We start from the raw sequence: 16540 nt of genomic DNA, 5'->3' as shown, positions 1-16540 counted from the left end.
GGCGGGACCTCGGCCGATTCTCCCACGACCGGGGGCCCGCCCCAGCACCGCCGCCCGGCCTTCACATGCTGGTCGACGCGCCCTCGGGGCGGTCGACCGTGGGCGCGTACCCTGGGTGACCGGTGAACGCCGGCCCCGCTGGAGGCCGGGTGTCCGTCGAAGGGAAGACGATGACCAAGCAGCCCGGCGGCTCCTCCGCCGCGGAGTCGGAGCAGCCGAGCCCGGTCACCGACGAGGCGCCCGTGGCTCCGGACCGGCCGGAGACGGCTCCCGAGGACGGGGCCACCGGCCCGTCGCCCGTTCCCGGGGCGCCCGTGCTGGCGCTGCTGGCGCTCGGCTGGCTGGTCGCGATGCTCTGGTCGACCCGCGAGGCGATCCACTCGGCGGCCGCCGGGGTCACCGCGATCAGCCTCTCCGCCTTCGCGCTGCCCGGCGTGATCTCGGCCGCGCTGGTCGCCGGGGCCGCCTTCGCGCTGTTCGGCGTGGACCTGCTCGCCCGGCGGGGCCGGGAGCGGGCCACCCTCCGCTTCGTGGCGGCGGTCGCCACCGGCCTGCTGGTCGGGCTCGCCGCCGCGTTCGCCGTCAACCTGACGTACGCCGACAACGCCACCACCAACGTGATCGCCGGCACGACCGCCGCGGCCGCGATCATCGGCGGCGCCGTCGCCGGTGCCCGCACCGCGCCGGTGGTCGGCGCGGTGGTGGCCGCCGCGCTCGGCACGCTGATCTTCGTCGTGGCGTTCAGCCGGGCCCGGGACCCGCTCTTCGACCTCTTCGGCGCGGGCGAGACGCAGGAGTCACTGCTCAGCGCGGCCAAGTGGGTCTCCCGGACCGAGTCCCTGCTCGCCGGCCTGGTGGCCGGGCTGCTCGCCTTCGGCTACCTCACCTGGGCCCGGCGTCGGGCCATCCGCCGGGATCCGGCCGCGCCCGCCCTGCGGTGGCCGGCGTACCTCCTCGCCGGCGCCGGCCCCGGCCTGCTGCTGCTCGTCGCCGAGGTGATCCTGCGTACCGGCGGGCGGAAGCTGCTCGACCTGGCGAGCGCGCTGAGCGAGGCGGACGCCGTGGCGCAGACCTCGCTGGGCACCTCGCGCCTGGACAACGCCATCTGGGTCCTCTTCGTCGGTGCGCTGACCGCGATGATCGCCTTCGGCCGCACCCTGGGGCCCACGTCGCGCGACGAGGACGAGGCCGAGCCGGTCGACTGACCCGGTCAGCCGGCGTCGAGGAGCTGGTCCAGCTCGGAGACGTCGTACCACTCCAGCTCGTGGTCCTCGGCACCGTCGACCGTGAACTGGGCGTCCGGGTCGCCGGCGAGCGCCTCGGTCACCACCTCGGCCGCCGCGGCGACGTCCTCGACCGCGTCCGTCCCGTCGACGTGGATCGCGGCCACTGACGTCACCGGCACCGCCCGGGTCAGCTCCACGGTGCTGGAGCCGAGGTCGCCGTCACCGCGCCCGACCAGGGTGGCCGGCACGTCCGCCGACACGACGACGCGGCGGCGGGGCGCGGCCGGATCGGCCCGCAGCAGCTGCAACGCGTCCTGGGCGGCGCGGGTGAAGGCGACGTACTCCAACTCCTCCTCGTCGCCCTCCGCGTACCACTCCCGCAGCGCCGGGGTGACCGCGTGCGCGGACGCCGCCGGGAGGCCGTCGGCGCGCAGCAGGGTCAGCATCGGGACGGTCGCCGGCACGTACACCCGGACAAGCTCGTCGGTCACCGGTCGTCTCCCCTGCTCAGGTTCTCCACCGGCGGGTGCCGGCCCGGGCGCCGATCATGCCGTACGCCGTGACCGTCATACACCTCGCACCCGCGAACGGGAAGTTCTTCCCCGCAGTGTCCTCCGGCGGAGCCGCGAACGCGCGGGGATCCGTCCCTGGGCGGGGCCAACCGGTGGTGGCAAACTGAACCAAACGCCGTCAACCCAGGGAGTCTCCGTGGCGGAGCCCAGGTTCCTGCTCCTGTCCGACGTGGCCACCGAGCTGAACGTGTCGGATTCGCAGGTCTACCACATGGTGCGCAGCGGCGAACTGCCCGCGATCAAGATCGGTGGGCGCGGCCAGTGGCGCGTCGAGCGCACGCGGCTGGAGGAGTACATCGAGCGCAAGTACGCGGAGACCGCCGAGTGGGTGCGCGGCAACCCGCTCGCCGACCGCGACCCGGAGTGAGCCGGCGAACGCGATGAGGCATTGACCCTGGGCTCTGCCATGCCCGAGAATGGCATCAGTCGGAGGCAAACGAAGGAAAACGCAAGGATCACGGAGGTCTGAATGACCGACTCGCGCCGCCCAGGTCCGGTCCGACCTCCCGTCCGGCTCCGCCCCGCCCCGTCCTTCGACCCGCCCTGTGTCGAGGACGACCCGGCCGGCTGGCCGGCCCACGGCCAACTCGCGCTCGACCTGTTCGAGGCGGCCCGGCGCGGGGCGGCCCGCCCGCCGGACCGGCGTCGCCGGCCCGGCCCCGCACCCGGACGGCCCGGCCGTCCGGCGCCGTCCGGAGTCCTGGTCACCGCGACTCCCGAGGCGTCCCGGGCCGCCCACCGTTTCGTCGCCACCTGCCTGGAGGTCGTCAACGGCTACCGGCCACCCGGCCAGCTCCGGCCGTTGCTCGACCCGGTCCGGGCGGCCGACCTGCTGCCGGAGTTGGGCCGGGCGGCGGGTCGCTCCGGTCCGGCGCGCCGCCGGTCCAGCCGTCCGGCGGTGCACCTGCGCCGGCTGCGGGTGTGCGAGCCACGGAGTGCGGCGGTCGAGGCTGCCGCGGTGCTGACCGGGCCGGCGGGCCGGGTGTGGGCCATGGCGTTCCGCCTCGAACACCGCCGCGGCACCTGGCTCTGCACCACCCTCCAGGTCCTCTGACTGGCCGGCGTGAACCGGGCCCTGGCCGAGCCAGGGGCCGGGGCCAGGGGCCGGGGCCAGGGGCCGCGGCTCGGGGCCGGGGCCAGGGGCCGCGGCTCGGGGCCGGGGCCAGGGGCCGCGGCTCGGGGCCGGGGCCGGACCGACCGTGGCCCAGGGGCGACCCGGGGCCCGGGCCGAGTCAGGGCCGGCACCGAGCCAGGGCCGGGCATGATCCACTCGGTTTCCATGGAATCGGGGTGTCCGTGCCCCCCCGATATGAAGGAAGTCGAGTGGATCATGCCCGACTCCGCGCGCCCTGAGGTCCGCGCGCCCCGAGGTCCGCGCGCCCCGAGGTCAGCCGCACCCGCCCAGCCGCACCTCGACCGGGCCGGATGAAGCCGGGGCCCGGCGCGCGGCGGCGACACGGACAAAGGGACGGGCCGCGGTCCCCCGGAGGAGACCGCGGCCCGGTCAGGTCGGGCCGGCGGGACGAGCCCCGCCGGAGTGACCGTCAGGCGCCGCCGTTGGGGGCGCCGTGGCAGCGCTTGTACTTACGGCCGGAGCCGCACGGGCACGGCGCGTTGCGGGACGGGCCGTTGCCGGCCTCCGCCTGTCCCGGTGCCGCTCGGCGGGCGGCACCGGCCGGGACGACCGGGCCGCGCAGCCCGCTCGCCGGCCGCTGGGGAGCCGTCGGGGCGGTCCGCCCGGGGGCCGCCGGAGCAGCCGGAGCGGGCCGGCCCGTCGTCGGCGCGGCCTCGTCGGCGCGCTCGACGGCGACCGAACCGCGCCCCGCCTCGCCGTCGATGGTCGGCGCGGAGTACTGGAGGCCCTGCTGCTGCGGCGCGCGGCCCAGGCCCTTGGCCCGGATCTCGACCGGCTTCTCCAGCAACTGCACCTCGTCGGCGGCCGGCTCGGGCTCCTGGACCTGCACCTCCAGGTTGTAGAGGAAGCCGACCGTCTCCTCCTTGATGCCGTCCATCATGGTGGCGAACATGTCGAAGCCCTCGCGCTGGTACTCCACCACCGGGTCGCGCTGGGCGTACGCCCGGAGGCTGATCCCCTCCTGGAGGTAGTCCATCTCGTAGAGGTGCTCGCGCCACTTCCGGTCGATCACCTGGAGCAGGACCATGCGCTCCAGCTGACGCGTGCCGTCCTCGCCGAGCTGCTCCTCACGCCGGTCGTACGCGGCGTGCGCGTCCTCCTTGAGGCGGCTGAGCAGGAAGTCGACGTCGATGCTGGCGCGCGAGCCGCCGGCCTCCTCCTCCAGCTCCTCGATGGTGACGCCCACCGGGTAGAGCTGCTTGAGGTTGGACCAGAGCTGCTCCAGGTCCCAGTCCTCCGCATACCCCTCAGAGGTGGCACCTCGCACGTACGCCTCGACGACGTCGTCGATCATGTTGCGGACCTGGTCGGACAGGTCCTCGCCGTTGAGTACGCGCAGCCGCTCGGCGTAGATCACCTGGCGCTGCTTGTTGAGCACCTCGTCGTACTTGAGGACGTTCTTGCGGATCTCGGCGTTCTGGGCCTCGATCTGCGCCTGGGCGCTCTTGATCTGGCGGGTGACCATCTTCGACTCGATGGGCACGTCCTCGGGAATGTTGAAGCGCTCCATGACGGCCTCGACCGCCCCGGAGCGGAAGCGCTTCATCAGCTCGTCCTGAAGGGAGAGGTAGAAGCGGGACTCACCCGGGTCGCCCTGCCGGCCCGACCGGCCGCGCAGCTGGTTGTCGATGCGCCGCGACTCGTGCCGCTCGGTGCCCAGCACGTAGAGACCGCCGGCGGCGGCGACCTCCTCCGCCTCGGTGTCGCAGGCCTGCTTCCACTGGGGCAGGACCTCCTCCAGAGCCTTGGCGTACTCCTCCTCGTGCTCGATCGGGTCGAGCCCGCGCTGGCGGAGCTCGCTCGCGGCGAGGAACTCGGGGTTGCCGCCGAGGAGGATGTCGGTGCCACGGCCGGCCATGTTGGTGGCGACGGTGACCGCGCCCTTGCGGCCGGCCTGGGCGACGATCTCCGCCTCGCGGGCGTGGAACTTGGCGTTCAGCACCGAGTGCGGGATGCCGCGGCGGCGCAGGAGCTGGGAGAGGATCTCGGAATTCTCCACCGAGACCGTGCCGACGAGCACCGGCTGGCCGGCCTGGTGCCGCTCGGCGATGTCCTCCACGACCGCGTTGAACTTGGCCTTCTCGGTCTTGTAGATGACGTCGGGGCGGTCCTCCCGGACCATCGGCCGGTGGGTCGGGATGGTCACGACGCCGACCTTGTAGACCTTGTTGAACTCGCCCGCCTCGGTCTGGGCGGTGCCGGTCATGCCGGAGAGCTTCTCGTACAGGCGGAAGTAGTTCTGGAGGGTGATCGTCGCGAGGGTCTGGTTCTCCTGCTTGATCTCCACCCCCTCCTTGGCCTCGATCGCCTGGTGCATGCCCTCGTTGTAGCGGCGCCCGTGGAGGATGCGGCCGGTGAACTCGTCGACGATCAGGACCTCGCCCTCGCTGACGATGTAGTCCTTGTCGCGCTTGTAGAGCTCCTTGGCCTTGATCGCGTTGTTCAGGTAGCCGACGAGCGGGGTGTTGACCGACTCGTACAGGTTGTCGATGCCGAGCCGGTCCTCGACCTTGGCGACGCCGCGCTCGGTCACCGCGATGGTGCGCTTGGCGTAGTCGACCTCGTAGTCGCCCTCGCCGTCCTTGCCGGGCTGGAGCCGGGCGACGACGGCGGCGAACTCGCCGTACCACCGGGCGGAGTGCTCGGCCGGGCCGGAGATGATCAGCGGGGTGCGGGCCTCGTCGATGAGGATCGAGTCGACCTCGTCGACGACCGCGAAGTTGTGGCCGCGCTGGACCAGCTCGTCCTTCGACCAGGCCATGTTGTCGCGCAGGTAGTCGAAGCCGAACTCGTTGTTGGTGCCGTACGTGATGTCGCACTCGTACGCGGCCCGGTGCTCGGCGGCGGGCCGGTTGGGCAGCACCACGCCGACGGTGAGGCCGAGGAACTGGTGCACCCGGCCCATCCAGGCGGCGTCGCGCTGGGCCAGGTAGTCGTTGACGGTCACCACGTGCACGCCCTTGCCGGAGAGCGCGTTGAGGTAGACCGGCATGACCGAGGTCAGCGTCTTGCCCTCACCGGTCTTCATCTCGGCGATGTTGCCGAAGTGCAGCGCCGCGCCACCCATCACCTGGACGTCGTACGGGCGTTGGCCGAGCACGCGGGCGGCCGCCTCCCGACACACCGCGAACGCCTCGGGCAGCAGGTCGTCGAGGGTCTCGCCGTCGGCCAGCCGCTCCTTGAACTGCTCGGTCATCCCCCGCAGCTCGTCGTCGGTGAGGTTGACGTAGTCGTCCTCGATCGAGTTGACGGCGGCCGCGATGGCCTTGAGCCGACGCACCATGCGGCCCTCGCCAGCGCGAAGGACCCTTTCCAGAATCGACACGGATCAACGCTCCCCTAGACGGTCTCGAACCATCGTAGGCGCTCCATCGGGGCGATGGTCACTGGTGGCGGGGGTCCGAACGGGCGGAACCGACATAACGCTCGGACGGGTAGCGAGTGGCGCGATATCCGGTTACGCCGTGGGCGAAAGATCCGGCACGATGGCACGGGTGGAGCCTGTCGAGATCACCGAGGCCGGCCTGCTGCTGCGACCGTGGCGGGAAACCGACGCCGACGCCGTGCACCGGGCCTGCCAGGACCCGGACATCCAACGCTGGACGACCGTTCCACGCCCATACCTGCCGGAACACGCCCGCGCTTTCGTCACCGAGTTCTCCACCCGGCAGTGGGAGAGCGGCAGCGGAGCGCCCTTCGCGGTCTGCGACCCGGCGACCGGCGAGCTGCTCGGTGCCTGCGGGCTCATCACGATCGACCAAACCGCCCATCAGGCCAGCGAGATCGGCTACTGGACCGCACCGTGGGCGCGCGGGCGCGGAGTCGCCGTCCGTGCCGCCCGGGCCGTCGCCCGCTGGTCGTTCGACGAGCTGGAGCTGCGCCGACTGCTCTGGGGGGGCGCTCGTCGGCAACCACGCGTCCCGGCTCGTCGCGCTCCGGACCGGGTTCCAGATCGAGGGGCGGCTCCGCGCCGCCGACCCCGAGTACGGCGCCCACGAGTGGGTCGGCTCCCTGCTACCCGGTGAGGTGCCCGCACCGGACGACGTCGGGCCGGCCGGCCCTGGCACGCTCGACGCTCGCCGGGCCACCGTCTTCGGCCGGCCCCAGCCGGTCCTGTTCGCCACGGCGGGCGAGGGCGAGGTGCGGCTCCGCCCGATGGAGGCACGGGACGTCGACGCCATCATCGCCACCTGCCGCGACGCCGACACGATCCGCTGGACCACCGTCCCCGACCCCTACGACCGGGCCGACGCCGAGGACTACCTGGCGTACGCACGGGATGCGTGGGCGGCCGGCACGAGTGCCTGCTACGCGATCGCCGGCGCCGACGACGGGTTCGCAGGCGCGATCGACCTGCGGCTCTCCGCCGCCGACTCGCTCCAGGCCAGCGTCGGCTTCATGACCGCTCCGCACGCCCGCGGCCGGGGCCACATGCCTGCCGCGCTGTCCGCGCTGGCCGCCTGGGGCTTCACCACGCTGGGCCTGGCCCGGATCGAGTGGCGGGCCAACGTCGGCAACACCGCGTCCCGACGGGCCGCCGAGAAGGCCGGCTTCAGGGTCGAGGGCACGGCCCGCGCGGGGCTGAACCACCGTGGCGCCCGGACCGACGCGTGGGTCGGCGCGTTGCTCGCGGAGGACCTGACGTGACTCCGGAGACCATCGAGGCGTACGGGGTCCGGCTGCGCCTCTTCCGCCCCGAGGACGCCGCCGACACCGCCACCGCCTGCGCCGACCCGCAGACGCAACGCTCCGGCCTGCCCTCGCCGTACACCGAGGCGGACGCCCGGTGGTGGATCACCGAGGGCGCGCCGGCGGCCTGGGCCACCGGCGGCGCCGCGTACGCGGTCGCGGACCGGACCAGCGCCCGGCTGCTCGGCGGCATCGGGCTGAGCAACCCGGTCCCGACCCGGAACCAGGCGGAGATCGGCTACTGGATCGCCCCCTGGGCGCGCGGGCGCGGGGTCGCCACGGCCGCGACCCGCGCGCTCGCCGAGCGGGCGTTCGCCACCGGGGCCGTCCGGCTGGAACTGCTCACCAGCGCCGAGAACACCGGCAGCCAGCGGGTGGCGCTGGCGGCCGGCTTCCGGCACGAGGGCGTACGCCGGGACGCGAACCCCACCCGCGGCGGCGGGCGCCACGACCTGCTGGCATGGGTACGCCTCGCCGGCGACCCGGTGGGCCCCACCCCACGGCTGCTGCCCGACCTGCCCGACGGCCGGCTCACCGACGGCGTGGTGACCCTGCGCCCGCTCGGCCCGGACGACGCCGACCTCGCGTACGCCCTGCACACCCGCCCCGAGGTGGTGGCGAACCAGGCACCTCCGCTGCCCCCGACGCGGGCGGCGATCGACCGGCGGTGTGCGTTGTCGGGCAGCGCCTGGCTCACCGGCAGCATCGCCCGGATGCTGATCCTCGACGCCGCCACCGGCGAGCCGGCCGGCACCTGCGGGCTGTCGTACAACGCCCCGGCGGCCGGGGAGGGCACCATCGGATACGCGCTGCTACCGGCGTGGCGCGGACGCGGGTACGCCACCCGCACGGTCCGGCTGGTCGCCCGCTGGGCGTTCGGCCCGGTGGGGATGGCCCGCCTGGCCGCTATGACCCTGACCGACAACACCGCGTCGCAGCGGGTGCTGGAGAAGGTGGGCTTCCGCCGGGAGGGACTGATCCGCGGCGCGGTCCCGGGCCTTGACGGCGCCCGGATCGACGACGCGGTTTTCGGGCTGCTGCCCGAGGACCTGACGGACTGACGGCCGGCCGGGGGCCCGGATCGGTCCGGCCGACCCTGCCCCCGGCGTACCGGCTCAGATGTCCAGCGAGATGATCCCGTAGTCGTACGCGTGCCGCCGGTAGACGACGCTGGGCCGGCCGGACTCCTTGTCCTGGAACAGGTAGAAGTCGTGCCCGACCAGTTCCATCTGGAACAGGGCGTCGTCGACGGTCATCGGCTCGGCGGGGTGCACCTTCTCCCGCGCGATGTGCCAGGGCTGGTCGTCGTCGTACTCATCCTCGACCCGTTCCGCGACGGCGGTGGCCGTGCCGGCGGAAGCGCCGTCGCCGTTGAGCGACGCGGCGACGAGGTCGGTGACCGGCAGGCCGGCGGTGGCGGCCGCGACGGAGATGGGTGCGTGCCGGCCGCGGTGGACCCGGCGGCGGTCGGCCGCCCGGCGTAGCCGGGTGTCGAGCTTGGCGATGGCCGCGTCGAGCGCGCTGTAGAAGTCGTTCGTGCAGGCCTCGGCCCGGATCACCGGGCCCCGGGAAACGCAGGTGATCTCCACCCGCTGGCAGTGGTCCGACTGGCGCGGATTGCGCTCGTGGAACAGCTCGACATCGACACGGATAAGTTTGTGATCGTAGCGTTCGATCTTCGCGAGTTTCTCCGCTACGTGCACCCGGTAATGGTCCGGCACTTCGACGTTTCGGCCCTTGACCACGATGTCCACGTGACCTCCCTCGTTCGGACGGTCGTTCGATGCGTACCCGGTCGCGCGTCCTCGGGGCGGTCCCACTCGGCGTCGACCGGTCAGTGCGGCTACGCCTCCTTTCACCGCCGGGAGCGGGTGGGAAGACCTCCTACCCCCGACAGCAAAACGCTAACTCCTGTTCGCCCAGCAGTCACCCCTGGTTGTCGAGACCGCTCAGGAATTTTCACAGCTCATACACCAACGGGTGAAACGGAAACACGAACGGTTACATCGGCGCGCGTTTCTCCGTCGCGGCGAGCACGGCGGCGACCGCCGGTGACCCGCCGGTCGCGCTCAGCGCGCGGCTGACCGCGGCGAGAGTGGACCCGGTCGTGACGATGTCGTCCAGCACGACCACCGCCGCACCCGCCGGGACCGGCGCCCACCGGTCCCGCACCCGGAAGGCCGTCTCGGCCGCCGCGGCGCGGCCGGCGCTGTCCAGCGTCACCGAGTCGGGGCGGGGCAGCGCCCGTACCGCGCGGCGCACCTCGACCGGCCAGCCGGCCCGGCGCAGCCGGCCCGCGCAGTGCCGGGCCAGCCGGCCCAGGTGGTCCCCGTACCGCGCGCGGGCTGCCGCCGCGGTGTCCGGCACCGGCACCAGCAGCACCGGGCGCACCGCGCCGACCGCGACGGCCACCACCTCGGCGAGCAACGCGCCGAGCGGCCGGGCCAGCCCGTGGCGGCCATGGTCCTTGTACGCCAGCAGCACCTCCCGCAGCGGGCCGGCGTACGGGCCGAGCGCGACGCAGGGCGGCAGGCCGGCCGGCGCGGGCGTCGGGCGTACGGGGCGGGGACGCAGTCCGTCGAGAGCGGCGGCGCAGTCGGCGCACACGCCGTGCCGCAGCCCCGGACGGCGTTCCCGGCATCCGGCGCACTCGACGGGCAGCACCAGGTCGCCGAGGTCCGCGACGAGCCGGCCGACGTCCCGCACGGCGATCAGTACAGGAAGAAGGGGGCGGTCGGGTTGCCGGCCGGTGGTTGGGTGACGCCCTGCACCGGATCCCGCTTGATCTGCTCGAACGGAACGCCGCGGAAGGCCACGCCGTTGGCCTCGTACATGACCTTGCCGCTGATCTGGGCCGCCGGGTTCGCCGGGTTCGCCGGGTACGCCGCCAGGTGCGTCACGGCCGCACCGGTGGCCTCCCGCAACGCGCTCTCCCGGGCGCCGTCCACGCTGATCTCGTAGATCGCCGGCTGGCCCGCCGAGCCACCCACCACCAGCGTGTTCTCGCCGGACCAGTCGACGGCGGAGAGGTTGGTGAGCGAGGTGTACAGCTGGCGGGGAGAGCCGGCGTCGAGCACGCCGCCGTTGTGGTTCACCGCCAGCACGTACAGCGCATTACCCGCGATCACCGCGAGCCGGTGGCCGTCCGGGGAGGCGGCCACCCCCGTCACGTTGCCCGCCGCGGTCAACGGCACCCGGCTCATCCTGGCCTGGGAGTCGAAGCGGTACAGCTGCCCGTCGGCGACGACCAGGCCGGCCGGCGGGTTGGCGGAGCGCAGCCAGACCGGGCGCCCCATCGTGGCGTAGCCGGTGCCCTGACTGCGGGTGAAGGCGGTCACCGGATCGGCGCCGACCCCCACCGACAGGTGCTGCCGGCCGTTCTGGCCCGTCACCACCAGCGCGGCGAGGATGCCCCGTTCGTAGCGGCTGAACCCGGCCGAAACCACCCTGGTGTTCGCCGTCGCGGCCACCGGCACCGGGCCGCTCGGCTCACCCGGGTAGTCGAGGGAGTGGACAGCCCCCTCGTAGACGCAGAACCGCTGCGGGGCGTCGTCGACGGTGTAGGCCGGGAACGCCTGGCGGCGCTGCGCAAGATCATCGATGGTCAACCGGGACTGGTTGTTGACCTTCAGCTCGAGTTGGCCGGTCAACTCCGGCAACGACCACGCGAGTTGGGTACCCAACTGCTCCAGCCGGGTGCGGTCGTCGCCCGGCATGTCGAGGTTGACCTCCCAGCGGTCGTCCGTCCGGGTGGCGTTGTTGATGAGCCGGGTGTCGTCCCGCGCTGGACTGACGCCCTTGCGCAGCCAGTTCGACGGGCCGCCGGTGAGCCACCGCACCACCTCGCTGACCAGCCGGTCCTTCGGTACGGCTCGCGGCAGGTAACGCTCGTCGGGTACCAGACGACTGCGGTCGGAACTCCAGAAGTAGACCGGTCGGGGCGTGTAGTAGTTCTTCAGCGCCTCGACGCTGAGCAGGAGCACGGCCGGCGGGTCGACCACGTACCAGTCGGTCTCGACGCCGGAGTCCTGCAGGGTGGGGCGCAGCCCGAATTCGTACGAGGTCGCGGTCGCCTCCGGCGGCTCCAGGACACCGTCGGCTCCCAACTGCCCGACCTGCTGCACCCGCAGGGTGACCCGGCTCTGGTCGGGCGAGGCGACGATCCGCGGGGGCCCGATCAGGCGGACCACGGTCAGCGAGACCGCGCTGCCCTGCTTCTCCTGGAGGCGGGGGCGGTCGGCGCTGTCGACGAACTGGCGGACCCGGTCGTACGCCCCGTCCGGCTCGCCCGCCGCCGCGGAGAGGAAGTTGGCGACGAACTCCTCGACGGTGTCGCTCGCCGTCCGGCTCGGCGGCTCGACGCGGCCGCCGCTGGTGGCACCCGCCTCCGCCGCCGGGCCCGACCCTTCGACGCGGACCTCGGTGTCGTCCGGGATGCCGCAGCCGACCGGACCGAGCAGCAGCAGCGCGGCGAGCAGGCCGCCCAGGGCCGGTCGCCGGCTCACGGCCGCGACTCCGCGCGCTCCCCCGCCGGTGCCGGCCCGACCGCCAGTGCGCCCGCGGTGCCCGGGCCGATGGCCAGCAGGCCGCCGTCGCGGGGGCCACCGAAGGGCAGCGTCGCGTCGGCGGGGACCAGCCGGAGCGGCGAGGTGGTCAGGCGGTCGCCGGCGCGGGCCGGCAGGGTGAGCCGGAACTGCGCGCCCTGGCCCGGCGCCCCCCACGCCTCCAGCCACCCGCCGTGCAGCCGGGCGTCCTCCAGGCTGGTCGACAGGCCCAGCCCGGTGCCGCCGGTCTGGCGGGCGCGGGACGGGTCGGCCCGCCAGAACCGGTTGAAGACCAGCTTCTCCTCCCCCGGCTTGAGGCCCACCCCGTGGTCGCGCACGGTGACCGCCACCGCGGTGTCGTCGACGCCGAGGGTGATCCGCACCGGGTTGCCCTCGCCGTGCTCCACGGCGTTGCCGACCAGGTTGCGCAGCACCCGCTCGACGCGTCGCGGGTCGATCTCGGCGATGACGGGCGCTGCCGGCACGTCCAGCTCGATCGTGACCCCGACCCGCTCGGCGAGGCAGGTCAGCCGGTCGGCGACCCGGTGCACCACCGGCACCAGGTCGGTCGGCTCGGCGTCGAGCGCGGCGAAGCCGGCGTCGAAGCGGCTGATCTCCAGCAGGTCGGTCAGCAGTTCCTCGAACCGGTCCAGCTCGGCCTGGAGCAGCTCGGCGCTGCGGGCGACCGCCGGGTCGAACCCGTCCCGCTCGGCGAAGATCAGGTCGGCGGCCATCCGGACCGTCGTCAGCGGCGTCCGCAGCTCGTGCGAGACGTCCGAGGTGAATCGTCGTTGCAGGCGGGACATCTCCTCCAGCCGGAGGATCTGCCGTTGGAGGTTCGTCGCCATCTGGTTGAAGGAGGCGGCGAGCAGCGCCAGGTCGTCCTCCCCGTTGACGACCATCCGCTGGTCGAGCAGGCCGGCGGAGAGGCGCTGGGCCGTACGGGCGGCCACCCGTACCGGCGTCACCACCAGGCGGGTGACCAGGGCGGCCAGCAGGCCGAGCAGGAGCACCAGGGCGGCGCCGGTGGCGACCACGGTGGCCCGGGCCTCGGTGGCGGCGGAGTCCTGCCGGGTCAGCGGAACCAGGTAGTACAGCTCCACCTGACCGAACCGGGTGGGCACCGGCGAGCCGTAGACCAGGTACTTCGTGCGCTCCTCACCGAGCCGTCCGGTGCGGATCTGGCTGGCGACGCTGCCCCCGGCGACGGTGGCGCGCAACTCGGGGCTGACGACCGAGTTGAGGTTGCCGACCGCCGGGGACGTCCGCGGTTGGATGACACCGCTGAAGTTGTCGGCGGTGAGGGCCACCACGACACCGCTGGTCTGCTGCGGGTCACCGCCGGCCAGGTAGTTCACCGTGCCGTCGACGGTCTCCTGGAACTGCGCCTCCTGCGGCTGGTTGTAGAGGCCGAACTGCTTGCCCGCGTACGCCGCGCCGCTGTCCAGCCGGGTCTTCACGTCGGCCTCGGCGTTCTCCAGCAGGATGTTGGTGATCTTGTCGGCGATCAGGTACGCGAAACCCCCGACCAGCAGGCTGGACGCCAGCAGCGTGATGGTGACCACACGCACCTGCAACGAGCGGCGCCAGGTCTGGTGCAACCCCGCCAGCAGCCGCGTACCCCGCCCGCTCAGCGCACGCCACAGCTCCCAGGCGGCGCCACGCCGCTGGGGGGCTGCCGTCGCGAGGTCGGAGATCGGGGGGAGGGCCACAGTGTGACCAGGTTATCCGGTGCCCGCCTTGTAGCCCACGCCCCGCACGGTGAGGATGATTTCCGGCCGCTCGGGATCCGGCTCGATCTTGGCCCGCAGCCGCTGCACGTGCACGTTGACGAGGCGGGTGTCGGCGGCGTGCCGGTAACCCCAGACCTGCTCCAGCAGCACCTCCCGGGTGAAGACCTGACGCGGCTTGCGGGCGAGCGCGACCAGCAGGTCGAACTCCAACGGCGTCAGCTTCACCTCCTCGCCGTTACGGCTGACGGTGTGCGCGGGCACGTCGATGGTGATCTGGTTGCCGGGCGGGCCGATGGTGAGCAGCTCCGGGGCCACGTCCTCGCCGCGCCGCAACCGGGCCCGCATCCGGGCCACGAGCTCCTTCGGCTTGAACGGCTTGACCACGTAGTCGTCGGCACCGGACTCCAGCCCCAGCACCACGTCCACCGTGTCGCTCTTGGCCGTCAGCATGACGATCGGCACGCCCGACTCGCCCCGGATCGACCGCGCCACGTCGATACCGCTCATGCCGGGCAGCATGAGATCGAGCAGGACGATGTCCGGCCGGTTCTCCCGGAACGCGGCCAGGGCGCGTTCCCCGTCGGCCACGAACGAGGGCAGGAACCCCTCGCTGCGCAGGACGATGCCGAGCATCTCCGCGAGCGCGGGGTCGTCGTCGACCACCAGTACCCGGGCTCTCATGGGATTAATTTTCCATCCCCATTTCCTTCAGTGGGATCCGCGTCCTCCGGCACGGTACTGCCGTCGGCCGCCGTCGCCCAGCAACCCGCGCCCGCGACGTCGCCGCCGGGCCCACGGGGCCGTCCGATCGGATCCCGCGTGTCACCATGATCCCTGCGTGTGCCGGCCAGCGCCACCACCGCCGCCACATGCGTCACACCGGCCCCGGGGAGTGTGACAGGATCCGGCTTCCCGCGCACGACAGGACGACCAGTGGCTGACGATCTCCTCACCCCCACCGTCGCCGCCGAGGCGTACGAGGTACGCCGTACCCCGTGGCGACCCCAGTCCCTGCTGTATCCGGCGGTGTTCGGCGGCCCGACCGCCGTCACCGTGCTCGGTCTCGTCAACGGCGCCCGCCTGGGCGTGTCCCGGCGCGCCACCATGGCGGTCGCGGGTGCCGGCGTGGCGGCCCTGGCCGCCCGGATCGCGGTGACCCTCTGGTTGTCGGCGGCGGGGACGGAACGGCCCAGCCGCGTCATCGGCGCGGTCGCCGGTGCCCTTGCCTGGCTCGCCGTCGCCGCCGTCCAGAAGCCCCGGTTCCGGGCCTACGAGCTGCGGGGCGGGGAGCCGGCCTCGCTGTGGGGGCCGGGCCTCGCCGCCGTGCTGGTGTGCGGCTTCGCCGAGGCGGCGCTGATCCTGGCGGTGACGTCGTGAGCCCGCGACCCGCCACGCACCGGGCGTTCCTGGACGCGCCGGCCCAGAGGGCGGCGACATGAGTACGTCGCACGACCAGCTCGCCCGGGTCGCCCACCTGTTGGAGGTGGGCCGGGCCGAGCAGGCACTCGACGAGCTGGGGCGGCTTCCGGGCGACGTGGCCACGGGCGTCGCCGCCTTCCGGCTGCGGGCGGCGGCCCTGACCGACCTGGACCGCTGGGACCAGGTCGTCACCGTCGCCCGGCAGGGCCTCGCCGAGACCGGCCCGGACGCCGAACTGCTCGGCCGGCTCGGCCTGGCGCTGCGCCACGAGCGGGAGTTTCCCCTCGCCGAGCGGGCGCTGCTCGACGGTCTCGCCCTCGCGCCCGAGAATTCGTGGCTGCTCTGCCAGTACGCCGACCTCTGCTCGGCGGTCGGGCAGACCGACAAGGCCGAGCGTCTGGTGGCCCGGGCCGCCGCGATCGCCCCGGGCGCCCCGACCGTCTTCGCCTCCCGCTTCCAGCTCGCGTACGCCCGGGGCGACGACCGGGGCGCGGAGCGCGTCGCCCAGGAGTTCCTGGCCGCCTGGCCGGCCCACCCGGCGGCGCTGGCCCTGCACGGTCACGCCGCCTCGGCCCGGGGCCGGGTCGACGCCGCGCGCCGCTCGTTCGGCCAGGCGGTGGCCCACGACCCGACGGACGCCGGATTCGCCGACGCGGCCTGGGAGTCCCGGGTGTACGCCCACCCGCTGCTGCGCCCGCTGCGGCCGCTGTACCGGCTCGGGGTTCTCCGTACGTGGCTGGTCGCCGTGGGCGTCATAGCGGTGCTCAACATCGTGGGGCTCGACCTGCTCGCCGCCCTGTTCGCGCTGCTCTGGGTCGTCTACTGCGTCTGGTCCTGGGTGGCCCCGCCGCTCGTACGCCGGCTGGTGCGCCGGCGGTGGCGACCGTGAAGGGGTTCGGGCCCTGGTTGGCCGTGCTGGCGGTGGTGCTGCTGCTCACCGCGCTGCGGCTGCGGACGCTCGCCGCGGCGGTCTCGCTCGGCTGGCTCGCGTGGTGCGTCTGGACGTGGGTGCGCCCTGCCCGGCGCCATCGCGAGCCGGACTGAGAACGTCGGACCGCTGGCGGCCGGGCGCATCGCCGCTGGGACGCGCGAACGGCCGGGCGTCGCGGGTCGGCCGGCCGCATCGCTGAGCCGCAGAGCGGCCGGCCGGGTGCGCCGTTGCTGGGATGCGGAAACGGCCGGGCCGCCGCTGGTGGTCAGCGACGGCCCGGCCGTTGGTGGC

At 73.6% G+C, this 16540-nt stretch carries 16 protein-coding genes; 9 read left to right on the top strand and 7 right to left on the bottom strand.

Going from position 1 to position 16540, the window contains the following annotated elements; translation table 11 throughout:
- Positions 1-170 precede the first annotated feature (170 nt).
- Positions 171-1205, top strand: a complete 1035-nt coding sequence (locus HCJ94_RS08260) for a hypothetical protein (RefSeq protein WP_168000381.1) — start codon at positions 171-173, stop codon at positions 1203-1205.
- A 5-nt stretch (positions 1206-1210) separates the two neighbouring features.
- On the opposite strand, the gene HCJ94_RS08255 is transcribed toward HCJ94_RS08260, so the two are convergent.
- Positions 1211-1717 carry a DUF6912 family protein gene (locus tag HCJ94_RS08255; protein WP_168000380.1) on the bottom strand — a complete coding sequence of 169 codons (507 nt, stop codon included), beginning with the start codon at positions 1715-1717 and terminating at the stop codon, positions 1211-1213.
- Positions 1718-1934: 217 nt separating this feature from the next.
- On the opposite strand from HCJ94_RS08255, the gene HCJ94_RS08250 reads away from it, so the two are divergent.
- Positions 1935-2165 carry a helix-turn-helix domain-containing protein gene (locus tag HCJ94_RS08250; protein ID WP_168000379.1) on the top strand — a complete coding sequence of 77 codons (231 nt, stop codon included), beginning with the start codon at positions 1935-1937 and terminating at the stop codon, positions 2163-2165.
- Positions 2166-2267: 102 nt separating this feature from the next.
- Positions 2268-2852 carry an Rv3235 family protein gene (locus HCJ94_RS08245; protein WP_168000378.1) on the top strand — a complete coding sequence of 195 codons (585 nt, stop codon included), beginning with the start codon at positions 2268-2270 and terminating at the stop codon, positions 2850-2852.
- Between the two features lie 490 nt (positions 2853-3342).
- Here the strand turns inward: HCJ94_RS08245 and secA are convergent, their stop codons facing one another.
- Complete coding sequence (gene secA / locus HCJ94_RS08240) at positions 3343-6258, bottom strand: preprotein translocase subunit SecA (protein ID WP_168000377.1); 2916 nt, start codon at positions 6256-6258, stop codon at positions 3343-3345.
- A gap of 169 nt (positions 6259-6427) precedes the next feature.
- On the opposite strand from secA, the gene HCJ94_RS31140 reads away from it, so the two are divergent.
- The 3 genes from HCJ94_RS31140 to HCJ94_RS08230 are packed head-to-tail and all read left to right on the top strand — an operon-like array spanning position 6428 to position 8683.
- The gene (locus HCJ94_RS31140) at positions 6428-6958 is read left to right on the top strand and encodes a GNAT family N-acetyltransferase (protein WP_309227189.1); all 531 of its coding nucleotides are present in this window, start codon (positions 6428-6430) and stop codon (positions 6956-6958) included.
- A gap of 1 nt (position 6959) precedes the next feature.
- Positions 6960-7580, top strand: coding sequence for a GNAT family N-acetyltransferase (locus tag HCJ94_RS31135; protein WP_309227188.1), 621 nt, complete (start codon positions 6960-6962; stop codon positions 7578-7580).
- Positions 7577-8683: a GNAT family N-acetyltransferase gene (locus tag HCJ94_RS08230; protein ID WP_168000376.1), complete on the top strand. Its 1107-nt coding sequence runs from the start codon at positions 7577-7579 to the stop codon at positions 8681-8683. The genes HCJ94_RS31135 and HCJ94_RS08230 overlap by 4 nt, the downstream gene beginning before the upstream one ends.
- Positions 8684-8737: 54 nt before the next feature.
- On the opposite strand, the gene hpf is transcribed toward HCJ94_RS08230, so the two are convergent.
- The 5 genes from hpf to mtrA form a co-directional block, all read right to left on the bottom strand.
- Positions 8738-9376 (bottom strand): ribosome hibernation-promoting factor, HPF/YfiA family, encoded by a 639-nt coding sequence (gene hpf / locus HCJ94_RS08225; protein WP_168000375.1) that lies wholly within the window; start codon positions 9374-9376, stop codon positions 8738-8740.
- 247 nt (positions 9377-9623) lie between these two features.
- Positions 9624-10286, bottom strand: a complete 663-nt coding sequence (locus HCJ94_RS08220) for a ComF family protein (protein ID WP_309227202.1) — start codon at positions 10284-10286, stop codon at positions 9624-9626.
- A gap of 47 nt (positions 10287-10333) precedes the next feature.
- Positions 10334-12127 (bottom strand): LpqB family beta-propeller domain-containing protein, encoded by a 1794-nt coding sequence (locus tag HCJ94_RS08215; RefSeq protein WP_168000373.1) that lies wholly within the window; start codon positions 12125-12127, stop codon positions 10334-10336.
- Positions 12124-13800: an MtrAB system histidine kinase MtrB gene (gene mtrB / locus HCJ94_RS08210; protein ID WP_205800919.1), complete on the bottom strand. Its 1677-nt coding sequence runs from the start codon at positions 13798-13800 to the stop codon at positions 12124-12126. The genes HCJ94_RS08215 and mtrB overlap by 4 nt, the downstream gene beginning before the upstream one ends.
- Positions 13801-13890: 90 nt before the next feature.
- Positions 13891-14580: an MtrAB system response regulator MtrA gene (gene mtrA / locus HCJ94_RS08205; protein ID WP_168000372.1), complete on the bottom strand. Its 690-nt coding sequence runs from the start codon at positions 14578-14580 to the stop codon at positions 13891-13893.
- Between the two features lie 252 nt (positions 14581-14832).
- On the opposite strand from mtrA, the gene HCJ94_RS08200 reads away from it, so the two are divergent.
- The 3 genes from HCJ94_RS08200 to HCJ94_RS08190 are packed head-to-tail and all read left to right on the top strand — an operon-like array spanning position 14833 to position 16362.
- Positions 14833-15276 (top strand): hypothetical protein, encoded by a 444-nt coding sequence (locus tag HCJ94_RS08200; protein WP_168000371.1) that lies wholly within the window; start codon positions 14833-14835, stop codon positions 15274-15276.
- A 58-nt stretch (positions 15277-15334) separates the two neighbouring features.
- On the top strand, positions 15335-16207 hold the full coding sequence (locus tag HCJ94_RS08195) for a tetratricopeptide repeat protein (protein ID WP_168000370.1): 873 nt from the start codon (positions 15335-15337) through the stop codon (positions 16205-16207).
- Positions 16204-16362, top strand: coding sequence for a hypothetical protein (locus tag HCJ94_RS08190; RefSeq protein WP_168000369.1), 159 nt, complete (start codon positions 16204-16206; stop codon positions 16360-16362). The genes HCJ94_RS08195 and HCJ94_RS08190 overlap by 4 nt, the downstream gene beginning before the upstream one ends.
- The last annotated feature ends 178 nt before the right edge of the window (positions 16363-16540 follow it).

The organism is Micromonospora thermarum (genome assembly GCF_012034245.1).
Taxonomy (GTDB): domain Bacteria; phylum Actinomycetota; class Actinomycetes; order Mycobacteriales; family Micromonosporaceae; genus Micromonospora; species Micromonospora thermarum.
This window is presented reverse-complemented; position numbering and strand designations above follow the sequence as displayed.

What these genes read in the sequence shown, in the direction of transcription:
- HCJ94_RS08245 (WP_168000378.1), top strand. Translation starts at nt 2,268, where the DNA reads ATGACCGACTCGCGCCGCCCAGGTCCGGTCCGACCTCCCGTCCGGCTC.
- HCJ94_RS08260 (WP_168000381.1), top strand. Translation starts at nt 171, where the DNA reads ATGACCAAGCAGCCCGGCGGCTCCTCCGCCGCGGAGTCGGAGCAGCCG.
- mtrA (WP_168000372.1), bottom strand. Translation starts at nt 14,580, where the DNA reads ATGAGAGCCCGGGTACTGGTGGTCGACGACGACCCCGCGCTCGCGGAG.
- HCJ94_RS08195 (WP_168000370.1), top strand. Translation starts at nt 15,335, where the DNA reads ATGAGTACGTCGCACGACCAGCTCGCCCGGGTCGCCCACCTGTTGGAG.